General features: G+C 71.4%; 21 protein-coding genes, 1 tRNA gene and 1 pseudogene. 13 read left to right on the top strand and 10 right to left on the bottom strand.

What is annotated here, in order from left to right; all coding sequences use genetic code 11:
- Positions 1–5: 5 nt before the first annotated feature.
- The 4 genes from ABZ454_RS02005 to ABZ454_RS02020 form a co-directional block, all read right to left on the bottom strand.
- Positions 6–455: a copper chaperone PCu(A)C gene (locus ABZ454_RS02005; RefSeq protein ID WP_356320746.1), complete on the bottom strand. Its 450-nt coding sequence runs from the start codon at positions 453–455 to the stop codon at positions 6–8.
- The gene (locus tag ABZ454_RS02010; protein ID WP_359535647.1) at positions 452–1,105 is read right to left on the bottom strand and encodes an SCO family protein; all 654 of its coding nucleotides are present in this window, start codon (positions 1,103–1,105) and stop codon (positions 452–454) included. Before ABZ454_RS02010 ends, ABZ454_RS02005 begins: the two co-directional genes overlap by 4 nt.
- Positions 1,106–1,152: 47 nt before the next feature.
- Entirely contained in the window at positions 1,153–1,896 is a 744-nt protein-coding gene (locus ABZ454_RS02015; protein ID WP_359535648.1) for a YcnI family protein, read from the bottom strand.
- Positions 1,897–2,063: 167 nt separating this feature from the next.
- The gene (locus ABZ454_RS02020; RefSeq protein ID WP_359535649.1) at positions 2,064–2,867 is read right to left on the bottom strand and encodes a hypothetical protein; all 804 of its coding nucleotides are present in this window, start codon (positions 2,865–2,867) and stop codon (positions 2,064–2,066) included.
- Between the two features lie 257 nt (positions 2,868–3,124).
- Between ABZ454_RS02020 and ABZ454_RS02025 the strand changes: the two genes are divergently transcribed.
- Positions 3,125–3,712: an ATP-binding protein gene (locus tag ABZ454_RS02025; protein ID WP_359535745.1), complete on the top strand. Its 588-nt coding sequence runs from the start codon at positions 3,125–3,127 to the stop codon at positions 3,710–3,712.
- A gap of 28 nt (positions 3,713–3,740) precedes the next feature.
- Here the strand turns inward: ABZ454_RS02025 and ABZ454_RS02030 are convergent, their stop codons facing one another.
- Together ABZ454_RS02030 and ABZ454_RS02035 are read right to left on the bottom strand one after the other, a co-directional pair.
- Positions 3,741–5,204 (bottom strand): aminopeptidase P family protein, encoded by a 1,464-nt coding sequence (locus tag ABZ454_RS02030; RefSeq protein WP_359535650.1) that lies wholly within the window; start codon positions 5,202–5,204, stop codon positions 3,741–3,743.
- 122 nt (positions 5,205–5,326) lie between these two features.
- A complete protein-coding gene (locus tag ABZ454_RS02035) occupies positions 5,327–6,814 on the bottom strand; it encodes a PP2C family protein-serine/threonine phosphatase (protein WP_359535746.1) in 1,488 nt (495 codons plus the stop codon).
- 499 nt (positions 6,815–7,313) lie between these two features.
- Here ABZ454_RS02035 and ABZ454_RS02040 point away from each other — a divergent pair, with 499 nt between their 5' ends.
- The gene (locus tag ABZ454_RS02040) at positions 7,314–8,036 is read left to right on the top strand and encodes a bifunctional DNA primase/polymerase (protein WP_359535651.1); all 723 of its coding nucleotides are present in this window, start codon (positions 7,314–7,316) and stop codon (positions 8,034–8,036) included.
- Positions 8,037–8,859: 823 nt separating this feature from the next.
- On the opposite strand, the gene ABZ454_RS02045 is transcribed toward ABZ454_RS02040, so the two are convergent.
- The 3 genes from ABZ454_RS02045 to ABZ454_RS02055 all read right to left on the bottom strand — a co-directional run bounded on the left by ABZ454_RS02045 (position 8,860) and on the right by ABZ454_RS02055 (position 12,051).
- Positions 8,860–9,825: a DUF5926 family protein gene (locus ABZ454_RS02045; RefSeq protein WP_359535652.1), complete on the bottom strand. Its 966-nt coding sequence runs from the start codon at positions 9,823–9,825 to the stop codon at positions 8,860–8,862.
- Positions 9,826–10,284: 459 nt separating this feature from the next.
- Entirely contained in the window at positions 10,285–10,938 is a 654-nt protein-coding gene (locus ABZ454_RS02050; RefSeq protein ID WP_359535747.1) for an ATP-binding protein, read from the bottom strand.
- Between the two features lie 261 nt (positions 10,939–11,199).
- Positions 11,200–12,051: a glycerophosphodiester phosphodiesterase gene (locus ABZ454_RS02055; protein WP_359535653.1), complete on the bottom strand. Its 852-nt coding sequence runs from the start codon at positions 12,049–12,051 to the stop codon at positions 11,200–11,202.
- Between the two features lie 191 nt (positions 12,052–12,242).
- Between ABZ454_RS02055 and ABZ454_RS02060 the strand changes: the two genes are divergently transcribed.
- The 3 genes and pseudogenes from ABZ454_RS02060 to ABZ454_RS02070 form a co-directional block, all read left to right on the top strand.
- Complete coding sequence (locus tag ABZ454_RS02060) at positions 12,243–13,721, top strand: trypsin-like peptidase domain-containing protein (protein ID WP_356320765.1); 1,479 nt, start codon at positions 12,243–12,245, stop codon at positions 13,719–13,721.
- A gap of 54 nt (positions 13,722–13,775) precedes the next feature.
- Positions 13,776–13,862: transfer RNA gene (locus ABZ454_RS02065), tRNA-Ser, on the top strand.
- Between the two features lie 220 nt (positions 13,863–14,082).
- Positions 14,083–14,546: pseudogene (locus tag ABZ454_RS02070) on the top strand (tyrosine-type recombinase/integrase); the annotation flags it as partial.
- Positions 14,547–15,894: 1,348 nt separating this feature from the next.
- Here ABZ454_RS02070 and ABZ454_RS02075 read toward each other — a convergent pair.
- A complete protein-coding gene (locus tag ABZ454_RS02075; protein ID WP_359535654.1) occupies positions 15,895–16,773 on the bottom strand; it encodes a bifunctional DNA primase/polymerase in 879 nt (292 codons plus the stop codon).
- A gap of 311 nt (positions 16,774–17,084) precedes the next feature.
- Here ABZ454_RS02075 and ABZ454_RS02080 point away from each other — a divergent pair, with 311 nt between their 5' ends.
- The 8 genes from ABZ454_RS02080 (at position 17,085) to ABZ454_RS02115 (ending at position 25,228) form a co-directional block, all read left to right on the top strand.
- Positions 17,085–17,396, top strand: a complete 312-nt coding sequence (locus ABZ454_RS02080; protein WP_356320805.1) for a hypothetical protein — start codon at positions 17,085–17,087, stop codon at positions 17,394–17,396.
- Positions 17,397–17,612: 216 nt separating this feature from the next.
- Positions 17,613–18,788 carry an acyl-CoA dehydrogenase family protein gene (locus ABZ454_RS02085; protein ID WP_359535655.1) on the top strand — a complete coding sequence of 392 codons (1,176 nt, stop codon included), beginning with the start codon at positions 17,613–17,615 and terminating at the stop codon, positions 18,786–18,788.
- A complete protein-coding gene (locus ABZ454_RS02090) occupies positions 18,785–19,762 on the top strand; it encodes an OB-fold domain-containing protein (protein WP_359535656.1) in 978 nt (325 codons plus the stop codon). Before ABZ454_RS02085 ends, ABZ454_RS02090 begins: the two co-directional genes overlap by 4 nt.
- A gap of 1 nt (position 19,763) precedes the next feature.
- The gene (locus tag ABZ454_RS02095; protein WP_359535657.1) at positions 19,764–20,798 is read left to right on the top strand and encodes an acyl-CoA dehydrogenase family protein; all 1,035 of its coding nucleotides are present in this window, start codon (positions 19,764–19,766) and stop codon (positions 20,796–20,798) included.
- A complete protein-coding gene (locus ABZ454_RS02100; RefSeq protein WP_359535658.1) occupies positions 20,795–21,190 on the top strand; it encodes a MaoC family dehydratase in 396 nt (131 codons plus the stop codon). The genes ABZ454_RS02095 and ABZ454_RS02100 overlap by 4 nt, the downstream gene beginning before the upstream one ends.
- Positions 21,187–22,353 carry a lipid-transfer protein gene (locus ABZ454_RS02105; protein WP_359535659.1) on the top strand — a complete coding sequence of 389 codons (1,167 nt, stop codon included), beginning with the start codon at positions 21,187–21,189 and terminating at the stop codon, positions 22,351–22,353. The genes ABZ454_RS02100 and ABZ454_RS02105 overlap by 4 nt, the downstream gene beginning before the upstream one ends.
- Before the next feature lie 514 nt (positions 22,354–22,867).
- Positions 22,868–23,404, top strand: coding sequence for a SigE family RNA polymerase sigma factor (locus ABZ454_RS02110; protein ID WP_359535748.1), 537 nt, complete (start codon positions 22,868–22,870; stop codon positions 23,402–23,404).
- A 174-nt stretch (positions 23,405–23,578) separates the two neighbouring features.
- Entirely contained in the window at positions 23,579–25,228 is a 1,650-nt protein-coding gene (locus ABZ454_RS02115) for a long-chain fatty acid--CoA ligase (RefSeq protein WP_359535660.1), read from the top strand.
- Positions 25,229–25,249 lie beyond the last annotated feature (21 nt).

Here is a 25,249-nt window from a genome sequence, read left to right on the forward strand (position 1 = left end):
GTCCCTCACTGCTTCTTCGGGTTGTGGGTGGTCTCCTTCACGGGAAGGTCGACCTTGAGGGGGCCGGCCTTCTCGAAGTGCAGTTCCACGGACACGGTCTCGCCCTGCTTGGGCTGCTGCTTGAGCTTCATGAACATGATGTGGTTGCCACCGCGTTCCAGATCCAGCTCACCGCCCGCGGGTACGTCGAAGGACGAGACCATGCGCATGGCCTGGTTCTTCGTCTCGTGGATCGTGACGTCGTCCGAGAGCGGACTGGTGACCGAGGTGAGCCGGTCGGAGCCGCCGCCGTCGTTCCGTACGACGAGGAAGGCCGCCGCCATGTCGTTGACGGGCTGCGGCATGAACGCGCCCATGACCTTCAGCTCCGGTTCGCCGCCCGAGGACGAGCACCCCGCCAGCGTCAGACCCGTGGAGAGGGCCAGGACGCCGGCGAGGGTGGTTCGGCGGTTCACGGCGTCTCCCCCTTGACGATCTTGGGGAGGTCCTTGGTGTAGTCCTCGGGCGTGGTGTCCTCGCTGTACAGCACGTACCCCTGGTCGGTCTTCGGGGAGAAGGCGATGACCTGGGAGCCGTGCATCGAGACGACCGTGCCGTCCTTCTCCTTCTTCGGCGCGTCGATACCGATGCCGATCTGCCGGGCGCCCGCCTGGATGGCCGGGAAGTCTCCGGTGAGACCGATGAAGGAGGGGTCCTGGGACTTGAGCCAGCTGCCCAGCGAGGCCGGGGTGTCCCGCTCCGGGTCGGTGGTGACGAAGACGACCTGGAGCTTGTCCCGGTCGGCCTCGGGGAGGGACTTCTTGGCGATCGCGATGTTGCTCATGATGAGCGGGCAGACGTCGGGGCAGTTGGTGTAGCCGAAGTAGATGAGCGTCGGCTTGCCCTTGGTCTGCTCGCGCAGGTCGTACTTCTTGCCGTGGGTGTCGGTCAGGACGAGGTCCGGCTTGGTGAACGGCTGGTCGAGCACCGTCGCGGCCTGGGTCTTCGCCTCCACCGAGACGTCGGCGATGGGCTTCTTGCTGTCGTTGTCACTGCCGCCGCAGGCGGACAGGGTGAGCGTGGCCGCGGCGACGAGCGCCGCGGCCAGCACAGACTTCTTAACCATGGAGCACTGTTTCCTGAGGGTGGGTGGGGCGGGTGAGGCTGGGGTGATCAGGCGGTACGCCGACGGCCGGCCAGGACGCCGAAGGCGACGCCCGCGACCCCGATGACGATGCCGACGATGCCGAGCACACGGGCCGTGGTGTCACTGGAGGAGGAGGCCGAGGCCGTCGTCTGCTCGTCCTTCGCGTGGTCCGCCTCGGCGTTCTTGTCGGCGGAGTCCGAGCCGGAGGCGGCGGTGGCGCCGTGCGCATCGCCGGTGGCCGCGCTCAGCTTGAGGACCGGAGCGGGGCTCTCGGGCTCCTCCGCGCCGTCCTTCTGCTCCTCGATCCAGCGCACGACCTCCTTGTTGTCGTACGTCTGGACGGCCTTGAACACCAACTGGTCGGCGTCCTCGGGAAGCTGGCCGACCGAGAGCGGGAACTGCTGGAAACGGCCCGGCTCGATCTTGCTGCCGGCCGCGGTCCAGGTGACCTTGGAGACGGCCTCGTTGATCTTCTTGCCGTGCATGTCGAGCGGCTTGGCCAGCTTGCTCGTGGTGACCTTGATGTCCCAGCCGGGTACGGGCTGCGGCATGACCGACGCCAGCGGGTGGTCCGCCGGGAAGGTGACTTCGAGCTTGGTCGTCGAGGCGTTGTCGCGCTCGTTGGGGACCTTGAAGTTGATGACGGCGTAACCGCCCTTGGCGGCCTCGCCCTGCGGCTGGACGCTGACGTGGGCGGAGGCCGTACCGGCGAGGATCAGCACGGTGGACGCGGCGACGCCGCCGGCGAGGGCGATGCGGGAAACGTTCATGGCAGGGATCACTCCACAGATGCACGAAGGAAGGGTGCTCCGGCGCGCGGGTGCGCGACCGGATCGCGACACCTCTTCCCCACGAGTGGCGTGCGCACGACGACCCGTACCGGCACCGCGGGGGTGCGTGGCGGGGGTCGTGCGGGCATCGTGCGGAGGGCGTCGCGTCAGGCTGCGAGGGTGAATACGGGGGGCGGCCCGCGCCTGATCACCATGTGCTGCAAGGGATCGCCGGTGGCGGGGGACGGTGCGTCCACAGCCGTACGGGGGAGGCCCGGCCCGGTCGCCGGCCCGCCGGGCAGCCCGGCGCGCAGCGCGGCCACGAGGACGAGCGCGGCCCGCAAGGCCCGCAGCCGGGCGGCGGCCGCCACCTGCTGGGCGCCGTGGAGCGACAGCCGGGCGAGGCGGAACAGGGCGACCTCGCCGCGCCGCAGCAGCCAGCCGGCGGCCAGCGCGGCCAGCAGATGGCCCAGCACCATGGGGAGGTCCGGCAGCATCCCGGCAAGTCCGGCCACGCCCGAGGAGGGGGCGGCCGCCAGGTGCTGATGGGCCTGCTCGGTCACCGACGCGGGGTCGATGCCGGCGGTGGCGACGATGTGGTGGGCGTCGGCGGCGTTCAACTGCCCGGGCCCGGCGCCGCAGACGAGCTGCGCCGCGAACCGGATCAGCGCGTCCTCGTCGGCCGGGACCCGGGACGAGGCGGTGTGCGTCCCCACGCCGAAGAGCGTGTGCAGGACGATCTGTCCGCCGGCCAGGGCCGCGGCGATGGACGGCAGTGAGCGTTCGCGTCCGGCGAGGGGGGCCGCCACCGCGAGGATGCCGAGGAATCCGGCGAGCAGGGTCCACCCGGGGACGGTCGCACAGGCGGCCAGTGCGTGCCCGGCTGCGGACAACGCGACACAGACCGCGGCGAACACCGCGGCCCTCAGCAGCCGCATACCGGCTCCGGCGCGTCCCACAGACGTAGTCATGGCCGAGACATCATCCCACTGCGCCCCCTGCCTCCGTACGGCAGGTCCGGAAGGTCGTCTTCCGCCCGAAAGGGCGGGCGGGGGGCCGTTCGGACCGGTTACGGACGGGGCGGAACGGCTCCAGGGGCCGGGGGAGCACAGGTGTGGCGAGCGAGGATATCCGCCGAATGAGCGGTCTCACATCCCGCCTGTGCTTACGAACTGCCTCGGGCGGCAATACGTATCGGTATGTCGAGCCGCAGCCAGGAGGCTGGAGCATGAGCATGTGGTGGTCACTCCATTTGCGGCGCGAAGCTGCGAGCGTTCCGCTCGCCCGTAAGTTCCTGCTCGGCACGATGGAATCCGCGGGCGTGGATCCGGACGTCTCCTTCGACCTGTCGCTCGCCCTGAGCGAAGCCTGTGCGAACGCCGTGGAACACGGCGGGACCCACGAGGGCCGGGGCGATGCCACGGAGAGCTGGGACGCCTGGCAGGAGCCGTCCGGTGTTGCCTGCGGGCAGTACCGGGTCACCGCGTATCTGGACGGCGAGAAATGCCGTATCGAAGTCGCCGATTCCGGACCGGGGTTCCCCGCCAGGAGCGTACTTCGCACCGCCGCACATCAGAACGAATCGAAACAGCAGTACGGATCGAAGCAGCCGTACGAGTCGAGGCAGCAGCGCGAAGCCGGGCAGCGGTACGTCGAACACCCGCCGCTCACCGCTGAGGAAGGGCGGGGCCTGTGTCTGATCGAGCAGCTCGCCGATCACGTCCACTTCGGCAACCGGCCGGATCACGGCGGGGCGCTGGTGAGTTTCGACAAGGTCCTGAAATGGCGGGAGGGCGCCCTGCTCATGGTTTCCTGAGCAGGGCGCCCTCCGGCGCGGGGACGGGTCAGCCCTTGAGGCGGGCCATCCACGCCTCGACCTCGTCGGCCTGCCGCGGCAGCTTGTCCGAGAGGTTCCGGTTGCCGTCCTCGGTGACGAGGATGTCGTCCTCGATCCGGACGCCGATGCCGCGGTACTCCTCGGGAACGGTCAGGTCGTCGGCCTGGAAGTAGAGACCGGGCTCCACGGTGAGGCACACGCCGGGCTCCAGCGTGCCGTCGACGTACGCCTCGGTCCGCGCGGCGGCGCAGTCATGGACGTCCATGCCGAGCATGTGACCGGTGCCGTGCAGCGTCCAGCGGCGCTGCAGACCCAGCTCCAGGACCTTGTCCACGGACAGGTCGCCGAGCAGGCCCCACTCCACGAGCTTCTCGGTGAGCACGCGCTGCGCGGCATCGTGGAAGGCGCGGTAGTCGGCGCCGGGCTTCACCGCGGCGATGCCGGCTTCCTGCGCCTCGTACACCGCGTCGTAGATCTTCCGCTGCAGCGGAGTGAAGGTGCCGTTGATGGGAAGGGTGCGGGTCACGTCGGCGGTGTAGAGGTCGTTGGTCTCCACGCCGGCGTCGAGCAGCAGCAGTTCGCCCGAGCGCACCGCGCCGTCGTTGCGTACCCAGTGCAGGGTGGTGGCGTGCGGACCGGCGGCGCAGATCGAGCCGTAGCCGATGTCGTTGCCCTCGACGCGGGCGCGGAGGAAGAACGTTCCCTCGATGTAGCGCTCGCTCGTCGCCTCGGCCTTGTCGAGGACCTTCACCACGTCCTCGAAGCCGCGCGCGGTGATGTCGCAGGCCTTCTCCAGCTCGGCGATCTCGAAGGCGTCCTTGACCAGGCGCGCCTCGGAGAGGAAGACGCGCAGTTCCTCGTCGCGCTCCGCGGTGACCTTGTCGGCGAGGGCGGCCTCGATGCCGGCGTCGTGCCCGCGGACGTTACGGACCGGACCGGTGGCCTCGGTCAGCGCGGCGGGCAGCTCGCGGACGTCCTTGGCCGGGATGCCCAGGAGCTTCTCGGCCTCGGTCAGGGAGTGACGGCGGCCGACCCACAGCTCGCCCTGGCCGTCGAGCCAGAACTCGCCGTTCTCGCGGTCGGAGCGCGGCAGCAGGTAGACGGTCGCCTCGTGGCCGTCGTCCTTCGGCTCCAGGACGAGCACGCCGTCCTGGGTCTGGTCGCCGGTGAGGTACGCGTACTCGGTGGAGGCGCGGAAGGCGTACTCGGTGTCGTTGGAACGGGTCTTCAGCCGCCCGGCGGGGATGACCAGGCGCTCGCCCGGGAAGCGCGCCGACAGGGCGGCGCGGCGGTCGGCGGTGTGGCCGGCCTGGGCGATCGGCTCCAGGCCGTGCAGCTCGGTGTCCGCCCAACCGGACTTCATGCTCGCGGCGAGCTCATCGGAGACGCCCGGGTACAGGCCGTTCTTCCGCTGCTTGACCGGCTCGGTCTCTTCGGTCTCCGGGTTCTCCGGGGTGAGCTCCTCAGACACGACTTGTCTCTCCTTGATACGACACTGGACCCCCTCCATCGTACGGGCGTACGGAAGGGGGCCCAGGGCCGGAAGACCTCTTACACAGGGTGGCCCGCCGATCCCGGCGGGTGCGGGCCGGCTCAGTCGAAGCGCGCCGCGAGCAGGACCACGTCCTCCGTGTCGTCGCCCCGGTCGATCCCGTCGGGCAGCACGGTCCGCACCACGTGGTCGGCGACCGAGCCGGCGTCGTGGCGCAGCGCCTTCGGGACGCTCGCCGCCGCCGAGTGGAGCCGTGAGAACGCCCGGTCCATCGAGTCACCGGCCCGGTGCAGCAGACCGTCGGTGTACAGCAGGACCGTCTCGCCTGCCATCGGGAAGATCTCCACGCTCGGCGCCTCCCAGCAGGTCAGCATGTTCAGCGGGGCGGAGAGGGTGGTCTCGACGAACTCGGTGCGCCGGTCGCCGACGAGCAGCGGCGGGGTGTGCCCGGCACCGGCCAGCAGGATCTTGCGGCGGGCAGGCTCGCAGTAGGCGAAGAGCGCGGTCGCGGAACGCGCCGGCTCGGTCAGCCGCATCAGGAGTTCGAGGTCGGAGAGCACCGCGACCGGATCCTCGCCCTCCATCACCGCGTACGCCCGCAAGCCCGCTCGCAGCCGCCCCATGGCGGCCAGCGCGGTCGGCCCGGACCCGCCGACGGAGCCGACCGCGAGGCCCAGCGCGCCCTCCGGCAGCGCCAGGGCGTCGTACCAGTCGCTGCCGCTCTGCGGTGCGGCGTGATGGCGTACGGCCAGCTGGACGCCGGGGACGCGGGGCAGCCGGCTGGGCAGGAGCTCCTCGGTGATGGTGGCGACGTCGGTCCTGGCCCGCTCCAGTTCCAGCAGCCGGGCCAGGTGCTCGGCCGCGTACCCGGCGTACAGCCCGGCGAGATGGCGCTGGCGCTCCAGCGGCTCGGCGGGCTCGTCGTAGAGCCAGACCGCGGCGGCGAGCCGTCCGGTCCGTTCGGTGGTGATCGGCAGTGCGTAGCTGGCGGCGTAGCCGAGGCGGGCGGCGACCTCGCGCCTGCGGGGGTCCAGGCTGGTGTCGCCGAGCAGATCGGGGGTGGCCAGCGGCCCGTCGGCGTGCGGCAGACCTTCCAGGATGCGGCCGTAGGAGGTGGCGCTGCGCGGCACCGTCTCGATCTGGCCGAGTTCCGCGTGGGCCAGCCCGAGGCCGACGGTGCTGACGGGGCCGCGGAGGTCGGACGGTTCGAAGACGATCAGACCGCGACGGGCGCCGACCAGAGCGGCCCCGGCGTCGAGCAGCTCGTGCAGGGCGTCGTCGAGGGTGTTGGTCCTGGCAAGCCGTTCGGTGAGCTCGTGGAGCGTGGTGAGGTCGGAGACCCAGCCTGCCAGCCGGTCCTGGATGAAGGCGCCGGGGGCGGTCGGCACCTCGGAGAGAGGCCCGGCAGTGTGCGCCGAAACCGGAACTGTGGGATCGATTCCAGCCACTTTCGGCAGGTGTGGGGCGCTCATGGTCGCCGGCTTTCCGACTGTCTTGTTTCGTCGAATAGCATCGCAAACCCCCATGTCATTCTGCGCCGCTATCAGTGCATCCACATGTACACGCACAAGTAAGGCGATGTCCAGCATTGTCCCCACGGGATTTGTGGTGTCCAAGCGTCGTGCAACTTGGCCAAAAAATGCACCCGACGGTGGTCATTTGAGGTCGACTGGGTCTGCTCGACCGGGGGTTGCCCCCGGGTGAAGTCCCAGGGGGAGCGTCATTCCGGGCATGCTGGGTACGTAATCGGTAGATGGTCAGGGGCTGGTTCCGACCACTTCCGGAACCTGGCAGCGGGCCCGGGCGTCCTCACCTGTGACGGCCACGCCCCACCCCCGAGTGGCGAGGTCGTACGACGGACGGCAGGCGCGGCACGCGCTCTGCACCTCGACATGTTTTCGACTGGAACCGGCTCGATCGGCTCAGCACAGTTCACGCTCGGTACCGATGACCGACCCGTACCGCAGATGTCACGGGCATGTACACACAGTACGAGCATGTACACACAGTGAAGATCCGCACACGTGTTGTGACGCGCGCGTGGTGTGATGTGGACCCTCGGCGTTCAACGGAAAGGAACGAGCGCTCATGCGCGAGATCCTCGGAAGGCGACGCAGGCCCCGACTCGGCCGGAAGGGCGGGACCGCCCGGCTCGACGCGGCCCTGACCTGCGCCACCGCCTGGCAGTGGCCGGTGCTCCCGGGGGCGGGCCTCCAGGCGGCCGGCAGCCGGGGCGAACGCGGCCGTGGCTGCGCCTGCCCCGATCCCGAGTGCGCCGTGCCCGGCGCGCACCCCTTCGATCCCGGACTGCTCGCCGCGACCACCGACGCCCGGATGGTGCGCTGGTGGTGGACGAACCGGCCCACCGCGCCGGTTCTGCTGGCCACCGGCGGCCACGCGCCGTGCGCGCTGAGCCTGCCCGCGGTGGCCGGGGCCCGCGCACTGGCGGAGCTCGACCGGATGGGCATGCGGCTGGGCCCCGTCGTGGCGACGCCGACCCGGTGGGCGCTGCTGGTCGCCCCGTACACCCTCGAACGGCTCGGGGAACTGCTGCACGCCCAGGACTGGGTGCCCAGCTCGTTGCGGTTCCACGGCGAGGGCGGCTACCTCGTCCTCCCGCCGTCCGAGATCGGCACCGGCCAGGTGCGCTGGGAGCGGGCTCCACACACGCATTCCCGGCCGGGCCCCGGTGGCGGAGCGCCCGTCGCGGCGGTGGCATCGCCGTGGCTGCCGGATGTGGGGGCGGTTCTGGACGCGCTGGTCGAGGCGAGCAACAGCGCTCCGGACGGAGGAAGCCGGCTCGCGTACTGACCGACGGGCCGCCGGCCGGTGCCGGGCAGGCGAGGGCTCGGTGGAAGCCCGGCGGGGGGTGGGCGAAAGCTTGGCGAGGGCTCGGTGAACGCCCCGGGCGGGGGCTCGGCGAAAGCCCGGCGGGGGTGAAAGCCCGCGTCTTCTCGGAGGCTCTTCCCGGCCCGCCTCCATTACCGAGCGCTGTCGGATCCCGGGCGTATCACTTTCGGATGAGGCGATCATCCAAAGGATCGTTTCCGCGATTCCCCGGCTGCCGTGGCGAACGTGCAAAGTCTGCCGCTGCAAAGTCCGCCGGTGGCCGGGTTTCTGATGCTCCTTCCGAAAACCGTTCGATCTGTCGAGGAAGATCTCTTCGGAGCTGTTTCGCGGTGTAATCGGAAAGCGGGCCGGCCGGCGAGTTCTGTCCGATACCGAGCGGTCCGGCGGTGGTGCGGAGCTGTTGTCGACCCCGCTCCCCACCGGGCTTCCCGGGCTCTGGGCTGCCGCCGGGTCGCCGTGGCCGCCGTCTCAGGGCTGCCGGAAGGGCGACAGGGGCGGGGCGGGCAGGGGCGGGGAGTCAGGGGCGCGGCCGACGGTCTGTGCAGGGCCTGTGCGCGGTACGCGCGCCGCCCGGTGCGCTGCCGTGCGCCGTACGATGCGCCGTGCCCGGACATGAGGACGCCCGATCGCTGGCGACGGGGGATGCACCAGCGACCGGGCTTCTAGAACGGTAACAAGAGATCTGCCGTTCGCAAATTCGATCTCGTGTATTCGGACAGTGATTTACCTGTGGGTACGGGGAGTTGTGACCGGCGTCACCGTACGGTCCAGGTGGTGGTCACTGTCAGCTGAGCGTCACTTGGCGGTTGGTGAGCCCGCCACGCGCCCGACGCTCTTCGGCGGTGAGCGGCGCGTCCGACGCGAGCGCCGTGGCGAGCCGCTCCGCGAACGCGACGGCCGGCTTCTCGCACTCCTCGGCGCCCATCGCGCTCGGCAGGTCCCACACCGGCACCATCAGGCCGTGCGCGCGGAAGGAGCCGACCAGCCGGGTCCCTTCGCCGAGCGACGAGGCGCCGGCGGCGTGCAGCCGGGCGAGGGCGTCGAGGAGCCGCTCCTCGGGGTGCGGCATGACCCAGCGCAGGTGGTTCTTCTCCGGGGTCTCGCACCAGTAGGCGGCGTCCACCCCGGACAGCAGGACGGTGGGGATCGCCGCGTCGTTGGCGCGCTCCAGCGAAGCGGACACCTCGGCCGTGGCGTTCTCCGCGTCCGGCACCCAGAACTCGAAGCCCGGGTGCACGACGGGCGCGAACGGGGCGTCGGCGTCCAGGACGTCCTGGAGCCGCGGCCCTTCGGCCGGTACGCGCCGGGCGGCGACGGGCGAGCCGGGCTCGGCCTCGAGTGCGCGCTGGAGCGTGTCGGCGAGGTCGCGGCTCAGGTCGCCGGACGAGGTGTCGTTCTGCAGGGCGAGCAGGACCGAACCGTCGTCGCGGCGCAGCGCGGGCCATGCCATCGGGAGGACCGTCGCGAGCGTCACCGAAGGCACCCCCTCGGGCAGGCCGCCCTTCAGCGTCAGTTCGACCGTGGCGGCGGGCACCAGCTCGCGCAGCGCGACCCAGTCGCACTCACCGGCCAGCCCCTCGAAGGGGCGCTGGACCAGCTCGGCCACGGCCTGGGCTGCGGCGCGGCCGTGACAGGCCTTGTAACGGCGGCCCGAACCGCACGGGCAGGGCTCGCGAGCCCCGACCACCGGGATCTCGCCGTCGGTGAGCTGCTGCTTCGCGGCCTTGGTCTGAGGGCGCTTCTTCGCCATGGTGGGCTTTCTCCCGATTGCGACAGTGCGGTCTGGGCCGCGAGCCTAGCCGTCCGTGCGCCGTACGGGGGCACAGCGGGCCCGCTACCGGCGTACACGCCCCCGGCCGCGTCGCTCCGTCGAGCCCGCCGCCGGCCGGCACGGAGGGCGCGACGAGGCGTGGGGGCTGGACCGAGGCGGGGGCGGAAGGGGGCGCGGGGGCGGTAGACACCGGGGCCGGGGCCCCGGGCGTCGCGCTGTCCGAGGCCCGCGTTTCCCGCCCCGGCGCTGTCCGGGGCCCGCGATTCCCGGCCCCCGCGCTTGCTGGCCCGGCGCTCGTGGCCGGGCGCTGTCCGGGGCCCGCGATTCCCGGCCCCCGCGCTTCCTGGCCCGGCGCTCGTGGCCGGGCGCTCGTCGGGCTCCCGGGTGCGAGGCCGCCTCGCGGCATGCGGGCCGGCCCTCGCGGTGGGCAGGCCGGGGTCAGCCGGCGTCGTCGAACGCGTCGGCGAAATCCAGTCCGTCGAGGCTCGCCGCGCCGGTCACATCCGAGCCACCGCCCACCGGCCTCGTCGCCCCCGGGACCCGCCCGATGCCCCGTGGGCCGGGGCGCCCGTCGGGAGGGACGTGCCCTTCGTTGACCAGTACCCAGACCGTGACCTCGCCGGACGAGTCGTCCCGCACGCCCCACTCCTCGGCGAGGGCGCTGATGATGTTGAGCCCCCGACCCCCGCGAGCCGTCACCGACGGAGTGGCCGGAACCGGCCGGGTCGGGCCGCCTCCGTCCGTCACCTCGACGGTCAGCCCGCCCGTTCTGTCGACGCGCCAGGCGGCGCGTACGTCGCCGTCTCCCACTTCGTTGTGCCGGCCCAGCGGCCTGCCGTGCCGGCAGGCGTTGCTGAGCAGTTCGGAAAGGATCAATACAGCGTCGTCGACGACCGCGTCCGACACCCCGTGGCTGCGCAACTGCTCGCGCATCCGGTGCCGTGCCTGACCCACGCCCGCAGGGCCATGGGGAACGGCCATGCTCGACGACGTGGGCACTTCTTGTGCCACCACCAACGCCACCCCCGAGACCTCCTTTGCCCCACGCCACGGGTTGGATGCCCTCCTGGGCTGTACCGGAAACCGGCCAATGGCCTACCAATGACGCACTCGTGACGATCGAGTACGCCCCGAATGCGCCGGTGTACTCCCTGTAGCGAACATCGAGCGGACACGAGTAGACGTCGAGTGGGCATCGAGCGGACACCGAGCAGGCGTCGAGCGGCGCCGCACGGGCGCGGCCCTTCGCGCCGTCCCTCTGATCCGGCCCTCTGACCCCCGCCCTCCCACGGTGACCCGGCCCTCCCACGGTGACCCGGCCCTCCCGCGGTGCGAGGATCCGCCCCGTGGCCGCTAGGCGCGTCCGCGCCCCAGCTGGGCCAGAACCTGTTTCGGGCGATTCGTAATGATCGCCTCGACCCCGAGCCGGATGCAGAGCTCGACGTCCTCCGGCTCGTTGACCGTCCAGACGTGTGCCCGATGACCGGCGCGGTGCAGGCGGTCGATGTACCCCGGGTGGCTGCGCACGATCCGCATCCCCGGTCCCGCGATCCGGGCACCGGCCGGAAGCCGTCCGTCACGCAGCCGTGGGGAGACGAACTGCATCAGGTACACGGTGGGCAGCTCCGGAGCCGCGTCCTGGATGCGGTGCAGTGAGCGGGCCGAGAAGCTCATGATGCGGACCGGCGAGGGGGCGTCGGGCGGCGGCACGTCGAGGTCGAAGCGCTTCAGCAGGTGCAGCAGCCGCTCCTCGACCTGGCCCGCCCATCGCGTCGGGTGCTTGGTCTCGATGGCCAGCTGCAGCGGACGGCCGGCGGCTCGCGTCTCGACGACGAGTTCGAGGAGCCGTTCCAGGGTGAGTACGGAGGTGAGCTCGCCCGGCACCGGGTCCCAGTCCGGGGACTCCGCCTCCTCGCGGTCCTTCCACGAGCCGAAGTCGAGGGCCGCGAGCTCGTTGAGCTCCAGGGCGGAGACCGCGCCGCGACCGTTGGAGGTGCGGTTCACCCGGCGGTCGTGTACGCATACGAGGTGGCCGTCGGCCGTGAGCCGTACGTCGCACTCCAGTGCGTCGGCACCGTCCTCGATCGCCTTCCGGTACGCGGCCAGGGTGTGCTCGGGGGCGTCGTCGGACGCGCCCCGGTGCGCGATGACCTGGATGGGATGCTGGCTGGGGCGCTGCTGCCGTGCTGGGATCACCCACGTCATGGTGTCACCGGGAGGCCGCGGCTGCCCGCACCTTGTGGCGGGAGACCGTTTTGTCCGGTGTAAGGGCCCGTGCGCGGATGCACAGGTCCTGCTTACAGTGGCCTGACGTGTCGTGGGAAAAGCTGACTCCAGACACGTACACAGCGGATCTCTATGCCGAATCATGATGTGGAACCGAGGAGTAAAGAGCTGTGAGCACAGAGAACGAGGGCAACGAGGGCACCGCGGCCGAGGCCGCCCCGTCCGTTCCGTCCGCACCTCCCGTGCCGGCCGACGCTCCGCAGGGACTCCCCGAGAGCGCGCCCCCCGCCCCGCCGCACCCGGACCCGGCGGCCACACAGCAGCAGCCGGCCTCCCCCGCCCCGGACCCGGCGACCACGCCCATGGCCCCGGTCCCGTCGGCAGCTCCGCAGTACGCGCCCCCGCCCGCACCGCAGTCCGCGGCCGACGCCGGCTGGCCCCCGCCCCCGCCGGCGGTCCCGGCGTACGCCCACGGGGCCCAGGGCGGCGGCCCGGTGTGGGGCCCGCCCGGCCAGCTCCAGACGCCCGACAAGCCGCGCAGGAGGGGTGCGGGCGGCCTGGTGGCCGCGGTGGCCGTCGCGGCCCTCGTCGCGGGCGGAATCGGCGGAGCCCTCGGCTTCTGGGCCGCGGACAGCAACAACGGCTCCGAGTCGACCACCGTCAGCGCCTCGGGTACCCAGCAGGACCTCAAGCGTGACCCGGGCACGGTCGCGGGCGTCGCGGCCAAGGCGCTCCCCAGCGTGGTCACCATCGACGCCCAGGGCGGAGACGGCGAGGGCGGCACCGGCACCGGCTTCGTGTACGACAAGGAAGGCCACATCCTCACGAACAACCACGTGGTGGCCTCCGCGGCGGACAGCGGCCAGCTCACGGCGACGTTCTCCAACGGCAAGAAGTACGACGCCGAGGTGGTCGGCCGGGCCCAGGGCTACGACGTGGCCGTCCTGAAGCTCAAGAACCCGCCGCAGGGACTCACCCCGCTGCCGCTGGGCAACTCGGACCAGGTGGCGGTGGGCGATTCGACGATCGCGATCGGCGCCCCCTTCGGCCTGTCCAACACGGTCACCACGGGCATCATCAGCGCGAAGAACCGCCCGGTCGCGTCCGGCGACGGCTCCGGCGGCAGCAACTCGTACATGAGCGCGCTGCAGACCGACGCCTCGATCAACCCGGGCAACTCCGGCGGCCCGCTGCTGAGTGCCGGTGGCGCGGTCATCGGCATCAACTCGGCGATCCAGTCGACCGGAAGCACCGGTCAGAGCCAGGCCGGTTCCATCGGCCTCGGCTTCGCGATCCCGATCAACCAGGCGAAGAACGTCGCCCAGCAGCTGATCAAGACCGGCCAGCCGGTCTACCCGGTCATCGGCGCCACGGTGACGATGGACGAGAAGACCGGCGGCGCGGTCATCTCGGACCAGGGCGCGAGCGGCACGGAAGCGGTCACGAAGGACGGCCCCGCCGCCCGGGCCGGTCTCCGGGCGGGCGACGTCATCACGAAGTTCAACGACACCGTCATCGACAGCGGCCCGACCCTGATCGGCGAGATCTGGACCCACAAGCCGGGCGACAAGGTCTCGCTGACCTACAAGCGCGACGGCAAGACGTCGACGGTGGAAGTCACCCTGGGCGAGCGCAAGGGCGACAGCTGACCGGCTAGGCTGTCCTCCGCGTAGCAGCCGGTGTCTCACCGGCGGCTGACGCGAGGTGGGTTGCCCGAGCGGCCTAAGGGAACGGTCTTGAAAACCGTCGTCGCAGCGATGTGACCGTGGGTTCAAATCCCACACCCACCGCAGATGAACGGCCCCTGACCAGTGCGTATGGTCAGGGGCCGTTGTCATGCCCGTGCCCTGCCGGGCACCGCTGTTCCCCCTGGTTTCCCGGTCTATCGGGCACGGAAGGGGCACGCGGGGGGCACGGCTGGGCACCGCTTTTTGTGCCTGCTGGGGTCGGCCGGTCAGCGGCTGATCGGGATCTCGTAGACGATCTCGCAGTGCGCTGCGGGCTCGACAACGACGGTCGGACATCGACGTACTCGGCGGCCTGGTCGTCGTTGACGAGAACCTGGCGGAAGCGAACGGCACCCTCGTCTTCGACACTCCCAAGGCCCATCAGAAACGAGTCCTGCGGATCGGCCCCTCGCTCGCGTCGCGGATCGGCCGGCACCTGGAGACGCTGTCGGGTGGGGAGGAGGCTCTCCTCTTCGTCACGCCCGGTGGCAAGCCTCTGCGCTACAACCAGTGGCGAAAGGCGTACTTCGACCCTGCGGTGGCGGCGACCGGGCTCACCGACGTCACGCCGCACGACCTCCGCGCCTCGCACGGCACTTGGGTCGCCGACCGGTACGGCGTGATGACCGCCGCGCACTGGCTCGGGCATTCGACGCGAGCGTGACCACTCGGCACTACGCCCGGCCGGTCGCCGGTCGTGATGACCAGGTTGCTGCTGCTGCGGACGAGTGGCTTCACGAGGACTGAAAGCGAGCGGAAGGGGCGCCTCCATGGGGAGACACCCCTTCCCTTAGATCGTCCACCTCACCTCAGGTTTGGCGAACGAGTTGATCAGTACCGGGTCTTGATCCACAGTGCGATCAAACTTACGACGGTGGTTCCCGCACCGTAGGACGCCCCTCGGAGGACTTGCAGCGCGGCAATCCTGCGGTGCCGAGTGATCCAGCGCAGTCCTCGTCGCGCCGACTCGGTGGCATGGCTATACGGGACCTGCCTTGGCTGCCTATCATTCATGAGTCGTGATTTCTCCGTTCCCAGCTAGCGGATGAGGGAAGCACGCGCAGAGAGCCCCACCGACTTGTGGTTTGGACGCCCGAGGTCGATACAGGGGCTCTCTTTGCGTTCGCCACGCACGGCTTCGGCCTGCTGGGAGCCAACTAGTGTCCCCCGGCGGGTCGTTCGGCTGCGGCGTATGGAGAAGTAGACCGCTTTCTGCGGGCGGATACAAACCCTTCTGGAAAGTTTTTTTTGATTCCACGATATCGATCGCGCCACAACCATTGCTTCGCAGGCCAGGATGGCCTAGGGCCTTTCTTTGTGGTGGCGTCGCGCTGCTTCCGCCTGTCGATGCCCGTATGGATGTCGTGCACCTTCTGAATAATGTTTCAGTGTCCGAACGGCCCTGGTTATCAGGGTGATTCGAGCTCCATGCCTAAGGTTTGTAGGAACTTCGTCGATCTCGGCAGGCTGCGGCGTGCTGCCCCCTCGGCTGTCTGTCCGATGGGGTAGTGCCCGCCCGGAGCGCTAGCCAGTGACTCTCGCGCAGGGTGGGTGAACCGTGCCCGCGCGTTGGTTCGCGAACGGGATGCCAGTAACACTGGGCGATGGCGAGCTTCCGACTCTCCGGGGGTGTCGTTCCTGGGGCACGCAGCGGGCATGAGTTGACGATGACTCCGTTGGGGCGCTCTTTACTCGCCTGGACCTGCGGCGAAGTCCAGATGTCGCCCGACCGCCGAAAGGTCTTGAGAACCGTCGTGGCAGCGATGTGACCGTGGGTTCAAATCCCACACCCACCGCAGGCGAACGGCCCCCGACCAGGTGAATCGGTCGGGGGCCGTCGTGCTGCGCGCTGTCCGCGAGGCGCATCCGCGGTTGCGGGGGTGGGCACAGGGCTCCCCGGGTTTCCGGGTTCGCCTCGGGACCGTGCGCGTAAGACGGTGCGCGTAAGGCCGTGGCATCCACCCCCTCCCCAGCCTTGGCCGCACCCTCAGCCCACGACCACACATAGGGGATGGCCGCGGGTGAACGCGGATGGGCGTGCGTGCACGGACGCGGACGGGTGCGGAGGGGTGGGTGGCCGCCGGCGTGGCCGGTGTCAGTTCGGGGGCTCGCAGCGGGTGGTGGTGAGGCGGGAGGCTGAGGCGATCGTGGCTCGTGCCTCGGGTTCGGACAGGCCGGTGCGCACGGCGGCTCGGGTGAGGGCGTCGGCCAGTGCGTCGCCGAAGCCGTGTTCGTAGGCGCGGCAGGCCGCCCAGAAGAGCCGGGTGTTGCGCTGGCCTTCGGCCGCCGCGAGGACGAACTGGATGAGGCCGCGGCCCTGGTCCGGCCGGCCGTGGTGCCGGCGGGGACGGGCCGGGGGTGTCAGCAGGTGGAGGAGGGCGCTCGGGCAGGGCGCGGGCGGGAGGGTGCCGGTGCCGGGTACGAGGCGGTAGGTGCCGTGGGCGGTGACCGAGCCGGGGCCGACCAGGTAGCCGCCGGAGCCGCGGATGTCGATGCCGGGGGCCAGGCGGCCGGCCGAGTTCGGTACGGGCACGTCGGGCGGGCCGGACAGCCAGATGTGGCGGCCGCCGCTGGGGGTGAGCACGGTGACGGTCGGCGGGAGGGTGAACAGGTGCTGCAGGGCCAGCTGTCGCAGGGAAGCCACTGAGTCGGTCCGGCCGTCGGCGTCGATGTCGAGGTCGACGCCGATGAGGTGGTGCGGGGCGCATCCGCACGCGATGCCGTAGCCGGTGGCCCAGGGGGCGGCGGCGAAGAGGGCGCGTACGGCGGCGGGGTCGGTGGTGGCGTCGTGGACCCCGTGGCCGGGCCGGCCGCAGGCACCCCGGCAGCCGGTCGGGCGGGCCTCGCCGTGGTGTGGGGAGCGCAACGCGGGGAGCTTGGTGGCGGACAGCGGGATGACGGGGAGCCCGTGCTCGGCGGCGGAGAGCGCGTGGGCCAGGGCCAGGGTGGCATTTCGCCGGTCGGTGGTGGCCATGGTTCTATGTTCGTACTAACGTTCGAATAAGGGAAGGGGGCGGAGGAGGTCGTCGTCGGGGGTCCGGTGGGTGGCGGAACGCTTCTTCCCCCGTGGGGCGGCGGTTCTCTTGGCGATCGGGCTGACCTGGGAGTTTGTGGGCTCCAGGGGTTTATCCGCGCTTCCTCATGCTTGCGGGGGAATCGGATCGCATGGGCGGTTCGCCCGTGCGGTGCTGGGCAGCTTTGACCTCGCGACGTCGTGACGATCGCCGGGGCGGTCGGCCGGCCGGCCCGGGTTCAGCCTCACTTTCGGTCTCTGGAGGAATAGACATGGCAAGCATCCGTACCGCTCGCGCACTCGCCGCTGTTGCCGCTCTGCCCCTCGCCGTCGCCCTCTTCGGTGGTGTGGCCCAGGCCGACAGCGGCTCGTTCGCGAACGACGGATCCAACGCGGGAGTGGCCACGATCGCCGGCAGCGGGGTTGGCGGGGACAACTTCGGCAACTCGTCGACCGCGCAGCAGCAGGCCGTCGGCGAAGGGGCGTCGAACCACAGCAACTCCGCCCAGGTAAACGGCTCCGCGTTCACCTACATCGACCAGTCCACGCACAACGTGACGGTGAACTTCACCCCTCTCTGGTGAGCCGGTGCCTGTCGCGGCCCGGTCGGGGGGCCGGGCCGCGACCGGGGGATCGACGGCCTGCGTGGCGCCACCGCGGTGGCGGCGCGCAGGCCGTTCGCTTCCGGGAGTCGGGCGGAATCGAGGCGGGTCCGGTCGTCAGGTGCCTTGACAGCCGAACGGAATCTGACGGACAGTCAGAAATCTGATCCTCGTGTCCGTTTCCGGGAGGCAGTCGACGTGCATCTGGCCCCGACCGAGCGCCAGCGGGAGCTGCGCGCCGAACTCCGTGCCTATTTCGGTGAGGTGATGCCCGCAGGAGGTGAACGCACCGGCCTCGCCGCCCAGGACCCGGACGCGCAGCGGCGGCTGCTGCGCCGGATCGGCGCCGACGGGCTGCTCGGTCTCGGATGGCCCGTCGAGTACGGCGGGCAGGGCCGCGGCGCGGACGAACAGTTCGTGTTCTTCGACGAGGCCTACCGGGCCGGCGCCCCGGTCTCCATGGTCACCCTCAACACGGTCGGCCCCACGTTGATGAAGTACGGGACCGATGCGCAGAAGGAGTACTTCCTGCCGCGCATCCTGGCCGGCGAGCTCGTCTTCGCCATCGGCTACAGCGAGCCCGAGGCCGGCACCGACCTCGCCGCGCTGCGCACCAGGGCCGTACGCGACGGCGATTCCTGGGTCATCGACGGCCAGAAGATCTTCACCAGCAACGCGCAGCACGCGGACTGGATCTGGCTCGCCTGCCGTACGGACCCGGACGTGCCCAAGCACCGGGGCATCTCGATCGTCCTCGTCCCGACGGACGCGCCGGGTTTCTCCTGGACGCCCATCGAGACCGTCGGCGGGCTGACCACGACCGCCACGTACTACGACGGCGTGCGGGTGCCCGCGAGCGCGCTGGTGGGGGCGGAGAACGGCGGCTGGGGACTGATCACCAACCAGCTGAACCATGAACGGGTGGCGCTCGCCGCGATCGGCATGCAGGCCGAGGACTTCTACGACGCGGCGCTCGCCTTCGCCCGCACGCCCGACCCCGAGACGGGCGGTCGGCCGGCCGACGAGCCGTGGGTCCGCTCCCGGCTGGCCGAGGCGCACGCCCGGCTCGCGGCGACACGCCTGCTCAACTGGCGTCTGGTGGGGGCCGTGGGAGCGGGGGAGCTGGCTCCCGGCGACGCGAGCGGCGTGAAGTTCGCGGGGACCGAAAGCGCCGTCGAGGTGTACCGCATGTGCCAGGAGATCACCGGCGACGCCGGAACGGTGCGAGGCGGTTCGCCCGGCTCCTTCGGGGACGGGGAGCTGGAGCGGATGAACAGGGCGGCCCAGATCAACACCTTCGGCGGCGGGGTGAGCGAGGTGCAGCGGGAGATCGTCGCGACGATGCGGCTCGGCATGAAGAGGGGGAAGCGGTGACGGACGGGCAGGTCGTTCGGGACGAGCTGTACGAGCGCCTCAGGGCGTACGAGGGACGGCCGGCGGCCACCGCGGGCGTCGGCAAGGACCTGGTCAACGAGCCGATGATCAGGCACTGGTGCGAGGCCATGGGCGACGCGCACCCCGCCTACGGCGGACCCGGCGCCGTCGCCCCGCCGACGATGCTCCAGGCGTGGACGATGGGCGGGCTGTCGGGGCACACGGACCGCAGCGGCGCCTACGACGAGCTCTCCGGCCTGCTCGACCGGGCCGGATACACCTCCGTGGTCGCGACCGACTGCGAGCAGGAGTACCTGCGCCCCCTGCGGCCCGGGGACCGGATCACCTTCGACGCGGTGATCGAGGCGGTGTCGGAGCGCAAGACGACGAAGCTCGGGACGGGCTACTTCGTCACCACGCGCATGGACATCCGGGCGCGCGACGAACCCGCCGGGACACATCGCTTCCGGATCCTCAAGTACCGGCCCGCGAAGCCGAAGGGAACGGCGAGCACCTCTCCGGAGGGCCGCGACGCCGCGGTGGTGCGCGGTGCTGACCGGGCCCTGCGTTCGCGGCCCGTGATCAACCGGGACAACGCCGGATTCTGGGAGGGGGTCGCCGCCCACCGGCTGCTGATCCAGCGCTGCACGGCATGCGCCACGCCGCGCTTCCCCTGGCTGCCGGGGTGCAACGCCTGCGGCTCGGCCGAGTGGGACGCCGTCGAGGCGTCGGGGGAGGGCACCGTCTTCAGTCATGTCGTGATGCACCACCCGCCCTTCCCCGCGTTCAGCGAGGACGGTGAGGGCGGCCCGTACGCGGTGGCGCTGATCGAACTCGCGGAGGGCGTCCGGATGGTCAGCAACGTACTCGGCGTGCCCTGCGACAAGGTGCGGGTGGGCATGCCGGTGCGGCTGGAGTTCCTGAGGACGGACCCCGGGCTGGTGCTGCCGGTCTTCCGGGGGAGCGAGGGCTGACATGGACTTCACACCGAGCGAGGAACAGGCCGCGGCGCAGGGGCTCGCCGCCCGGATCTTCGGGGACCTGTCGACACACGACCGCCTGGCCGCGTCCGGCAGCGGAACGGACTCCGGGCTCTGGAAGGAACTCTGCGCGGCCGGACTGCCGGGCGCCGTCGAGGAGACCGGACTCCTCGGACTGGTGCTGCTGGCGGAGGAACAGGGCCGGACGACCGCGCAGGCGCCCTTCGTCGCGGGCTGCGTGTACGGGCTCCTCGCCGTCGCCGAGCACGGTACGGACGAGCAGCGCGGACGGCTGCTGCCGCCGCTCAGGGACGGTACGGCCGTGGTGGCGGGGGCGTTCCCGGCCCGCGCCACCGTGCGGGCGGACGCGGGCGGACGGCTGAGCGGCGACCACCCGCTGGTGCCGTGGCTGCGGGACGCCACCCACGTCCTGGTGGCCGCCGCGGACAGGACCCTGTGGATCGTACGGACCGCGGACCCCGGGGTGGTGACCGAACCCGTGGAGACCACGGCCCCGTGGTCGGCCGGGCGGCTCGAACTCGCCGGGGCGCCCGCGGAGCGGCTGGGTGGAGCGCGGGCGTACGAGGACGTGCTGGCCACGGCCCGGACGGCGTTCGCCGGAGTGCAGGCGGGCGTGTGCGCGGGGTCGCTGGCCCGGGCGGTCGCACACACCAACGCGCGCGAGCAGTTCGGGCGCCCCCTCTCGACGAACCAGGCGGTGCTGCTGCGGGCCGCCGACGCGTACATGGACACCGAGGCGATACGCGTCACGGCGTACGAAGCGGCATGGCGGCACGACGAAGGGCTGCCGTACGCGGAGCAGGCGCTGACCGCCGCGTGGTGGGCGTCCGAGGCCGGCAGACGGGTCGTCCACGCGGGCCAGCACCTGCACGGCGGCACGGGCGCCGACCTCGACCACCCCGTACACCGGCACTTCCTCTGGGGGCGTCAGCTCGACGCCCATCTCGGCGGTGGCGGCGCGTTACTGCAGGAACTCGGCGAACTGCTGGTGAAGGAGGGACCGGAGTGAAAGCCGGTGAGGAACTGGCGCCGCTGGAGATCGCGGTGACCCGCACACTGATCGTGGCGGGCGCCCTCGCCTCCCGCGACTACCAGGACGTGCACCACGACGCGGAGCTGGCGCGGGAGAAGGGGTCCCCGGACATCTTCATGAACATCCTGACGACGAACGGCCTGGTCGGGCGGTACGTCACCGACAACTTCGGGCCCTTTGCCGTGCTCAGGAGGGTCGCCATCAGGCTCGGCGCCCCCAACTACCCCGGCGACACGATGGTGCTGAGCGGCACGGTCACCGCGGTGGGGGACGACGGGACGGCCGAGGTGTCGGTCGTCGGTGTCAACGGCATCGGCAGGCACGTGACCGGCACGGTGACCGTCGGAGTCGCGGAGGGATCCGCATGAGCCTGCGCAGGGCCGACGCGCTCGGCGGAAAGGCGGCGGTGGCCGGGATCGGGGCGACCGAGTTCTCCAAGGACTCCGGCCGCAGCGAACTGAAGCTGGCCGTCGAGGCGGTGCACGCCGCGCTCGACGACGCGGGGCTCGCGCCCTCCGACGTCGACGGGCTGGTCACCTTCACCATGGACACCAGCCCCGAGATCACCGTCGCCCAGGCGGCCGGCATCGGCGAGCTCTCGTTCTTCTCGCGCATCCACTACGGCGGCGGCGCGGCCTGCGCCACCGTCCAGCAGGCGGCCCTCGCCGTCGCCTGCGGGGTGGCCGACGTCGTCGTCTGCTACCGGGCGTTCAACGAGCGTTCCGGACGCCGCTTCGGCTCCGGGGTGCGGCAGCGGGAACCCACGGCCGAGGGGGCCGCGCTCGGCTGGAACCTGCCCTTCGGACTGCTCACGCCCGCCTCCTGGGTGGCCATGGCGGCCCAGCGCTATCTGCACGCGTACGGGCTGACACCGGAGGCCTTCGGCCATGTCGCGGTCACCGGCCGGCGCCATGCCGCCGGCAACCCGGCGGCGTACTTCTACGGGAAGCCGATCACCCTCGCCGACCATGCCGCCTCCCGGTGGATCGTCGAGCCCCTGCGGCTGCTCGACTGCTGCCAGGAGACGGACGGCGGGCAGGCGATCGTCGTCACCAGCGCGGAACGGGCCCGGGACCTGCGGCAGCCGCCCGCGGTGATCGTCGCGGCGGCCCAGGGTGCGGGGCGGGCGCAGGAGCAGATGACGAGCTTCTACCGTGACGACCTGACGGGACTGCCGGAGACGGGCGTCGTCGCCCGCCAGCTGTGGCGCAACTCGGGCCTGGCCCCCGCCGACATCGACGTGGCGATCCTGTACGACCACTTCACCCCGTTCGTGCTGATGCAGCTGGAGGAGTTCGGCTTCTGCGGACCGGGTGAGGCCGCGGACTTCGTGGCCGACGACGTACTGCCCCTGAACACCCACGGCGGACAGCTGGGCGAGGCCTACCTGCACGGGATGAACGGCATCGCGGAGGCGGTCCGGCAGATCCGCGGGACGTCGGTGAACCAGATACCCGGAGCGGCCACCTCCCTGGTCACGGCCGGTACGGGGGTGCCGACCTCCGGCCTCGTGCTGGGCCGGGCGGGGTGAGCGGCCGGACCGAGGCGTGGCCGGGCGGGGTGAGTGGCCGGACCGAGGCGTGGCCGGGCGGGGTGAGCGGCCGGACCGAGGCGTGGCCGGGTCCGGGGGCAGGCGCGGGTCCGGGGACGAGAGGCGGGTCCGGGCGGCCCGGCCCGAGGCGGGTGACCTGCGGCCGGTGGCGCGCTCTCGGGGACGACCCTGAGTACCGGAGGACCTCCACCTCCACCTACAGGAGGTGGAGGTGGCACCAGCTCTACACCCTGAGGCGGACGCCGTTTCGGGACCTGGGGGCGATCCCCTCGGCGGCGCCCGCTCCTAGCGTGGAGCCATGACCACGCCAGTCTGCACGGACGCCTCCAGGGGAGCCGCTGCCACCATCCCGGACACGCAGCGCGGCCCGCACGCGCCGACGCGCCCCGGACGCCAGCCGCGCGGGCAGCACACCGCGCCCGCCGCGCATCCGCCGCGCGCCTCGCTCGCCCCGTACGCCGGGCCGCGCACCCTGCCCGCCCCGCGCACGCCGGTGCCCGCGCGATCGGCGTACGGTGCGCGCGCGCCGTACGTCCCCTACCCGTCGTTCACCTCGTTCGTGCAGGCCCGCGGGCCCGTGCTGCTGCGGGCCGCCCGCTCGCTCACCGCGAATCCCAGCGACGCCGAGGACCTGCTGCAGACCGCGCTGACCAAGACGTACGTCGCCTGGGAGCGCATCGAGGACCACCGGGCGCTCGACGGCTACGTCCGCAGGGCCCTGCTGAACACCCGCACCTCGCAGTGGCGCAAGCGCAAGGTCGACGAGTTCGCCTGCGACGAGCTGCCCGAGCAGGAGACCGTGCCCGGACCCGACCCGGCCGAGCAGCAGACGCTGCACGACGCGATGTGGCGCGCCGTGCTGAAGCTCCCCGACCGCCAGCGGGCCATGGTCGTCCTCCGCTACTACGAGGACCTCAGCGAGGCGCAGACCGCCGAGGTGCTCGGAGTGTCCGTCGGCACGGTCAAGAGCGCGGTGTCGCGGGCACTCGGCAAACTCCGCCAGGATCCGGAGCTGACCCCCGTCCGATGACCGGCCGGGGGCTGTTCACTCCGCCGGGCAGAACAGCGCCCTCGGGCCTGTCCGGCTGGTGTGAATTTGCCGGACGGCACCGATTCGCACCCCCGGGAGTAGTGACATACCGAGCGGTATGTGCGCAGAATCAGCGCAACCTTACTGCCGCGTAGCGCCCACCGGGAGGACGCCGTGCTCAGCACCATGCAGGACGTACCGCTGACTGTCACCCGCATCCTGACCCACGGGATGACCATCCACGGGAAGTCGCAGGTCACGACCTGGACCGGAGAGCCCGAGCCGCACCGGCGCAGCTTCGCCGAGATCGGCCGGCGGGCCACCCAGCTGGCCCACGCCCTGCACGACGAGCTCGGCATCGACGGCGACCAGCGCGTCGCCACCCTCATGTGGAACAACGCGGAACACGTGGAGGCGTACCTCGCCATCCCGTCGATGGGCGCCGTGCTGCACACACTCAACCTCCGGCTCCCGGCCGAGCAGCTGGTCTGGATCGTCAAGCACGCCGACGACAGGGCCGTCATCGTCAACGGCTCCCTGCTGCCGCTGCTCGCCCCGCTGCTCCCCCAGCTGACGTCGGTCGAGCACGTGGTCGTCGCGGGTCCCGGAGACCGCTCCGTCCTGGACGGCGCGGCGGTGCGGGTGCACGAGTACGAGGAGCTCATCGCCGGCCGCCCCACCGACTACGACTGGCCCGAGCTGGACGAACGCCAGGCCGCCGCCATGTGCTACACCTCCGGGACCACCGGGGACCCCAAGGGCGTCGTCTACTCCCACCGCTCGATCTACCTGCACTCCATGCAGGTCAACATGTCCGAGTCGATGGGCCTGACCGACAAGGACACCACCCTGGTGGTCGTCCCCCAGTTCCACGTCAACGCCTGGGGCCTGCCGCACGCGACGTTCATGTCCGGCGTCAACATGCTGATGCCGGACCGCTTCCTGCAGCCCGCCCCGCTCGCCGACATGATCGAGCGCGAGCGGCCGAGTCACGCCGCCGCCGTCCCCACCATCTGGCAGGGGCTGCTCGCCGAGGTCACCGCGAACCCGCGCGACCTCACCTCGATGGCCAACGTCACCATCGGCGGCGCCGCCTGTCCGCCCTCCCTCATGGCGGCGTACGACAAGCTCGGCGTGCGCCTCTGCCACGCCTGGGGCATGACGGAGACCTCGCCGCTCGGCACGATGGCCAACCCGCCCGCCGGGCTGACCGAGGAGCAGGAGTGGCCCTACCGCATCACCCAGGGCCGCTTCCCGGCCGGTGTCGAGGCGCGGCTGGTCGGCCCCGCCGGCGAACACCTGTCGTGGGACGGGGAGTCGGCCGGTGAGCTGGAGGTGCGCGGTGCGTGGATCGCCGGCGCGTACTACGGCGGCGCCGACGGTGAGGCGCTGCGGCCCGAGGACAAGTTCAGCGAGGACGGCTGGCTGAAGACCGGCGACGTCGGTGTCATCAGCCCCGACGGTTTCCTCACGCTCACGGACCGGGCCAAGGACGTCATCAAGTCCGGCGGTGAGTGGATCTCCAGCGTCGAGCTGGAAAACGCACTGATGGCGCACCCGGACGTCGCCGAGGCCGCGGTCGTGGCCGTTCCCGACGACAAGTGGGGCGAGCGCCCGCTCGCGACCGTCGTCCTCAAGGAGGGCGCCACCGCCGACTACGAGGCGCTGAAGGCCTTCCTCGCCGAGTCGGGCATCGCCAAGTGGCAGCTGCCGGAACGCTGGTCGGTCATCGCCTCCGTACCGAAGACGAGCGTCGGGAAGTTCGACAAGAAGGTCATCCGCAAGCAGTACGCGGCGGGCGAGCTGGACATCACCCAGCTCTGATCACCCCGCTACGGACCCAGG

The organism is Streptomyces sp. NPDC005803, assembly GCF_040630435.1.
Classification (GTDB): Bacteria; Actinomycetota; Actinomycetes; order Streptomycetales; family Streptomycetaceae; genus Streptomyces.

Coding starts and splice junctions, on each gene's coding strand:
- ABZ454_RS02020 (WP_359535649.1), bottom strand. CDS start 2,867: ATGACTACGTCTGTGGGACGCGCCGGAGCCGGTATGCGGCTGCTGAGG.
- ABZ454_RS02055 (WP_359535653.1), bottom strand. CDS start 12,051: ATGACGTGGGTGATCCCAGCACGGCAGCAGCGCCCCAGCCAGCATCCC.
- ABZ454_RS02045 (WP_359535652.1), bottom strand. CDS start 9,825: ATGGCGAAGAAGCGCCCTCAGACCAAGGCCGCGAAGCAGCAGCTCACC.
- ABZ454_RS02010 (WP_359535647.1), bottom strand. CDS start 1,105: ATGGTTAAGAAGTCTGTGCTGGCCGCGGCGCTCGTCGCCGCGGCCACG.
- ABZ454_RS02075 (WP_359535654.1), bottom strand. CDS start 16,773: ATGGCCACCACCGACCGGCGAAATGCCACCCTGGCCCTGGCCCACGCG.
- ABZ454_RS02015 (WP_359535648.1), bottom strand. CDS start 1,896: ATGAACGTTTCCCGCATCGCCCTCGCCGGCGGCGTCGCCGCGTCCACC.
- ABZ454_RS02040 (WP_359535651.1), top strand. CDS start 7,314: ATGCGCGAGATCCTCGGAAGGCGACGCAGGCCCCGACTCGGCCGGAAG.
- ABZ454_RS02035 (WP_359535746.1), bottom strand. CDS start 6,814: ATGCTGGACATCGCCTTACTTGTGCGTGTACATGTGGATGCACTGATA.
- ABZ454_RS02080 (WP_356320805.1), top strand. CDS start 17,085: ATGGCAAGCATCCGTACCGCTCGCGCACTCGCCGCTGTTGCCGCTCTG.
- ABZ454_RS02025 (WP_359535745.1), top strand. CDS start 3,125: ATGAGCATGTGGTGGTCACTCCATTTGCGGCGCGAAGCTGCGAGCGTT.
- ABZ454_RS02095 (WP_359535657.1), top strand. CDS start 19,764: ATGGACTTCACACCGAGCGAGGAACAGGCCGCGGCGCAGGGGCTCGCC.
- ABZ454_RS02105 (WP_359535659.1), top strand. CDS start 21,187: ATGAGCCTGCGCAGGGCCGACGCGCTCGGCGGAAAGGCGGCGGTGGCC.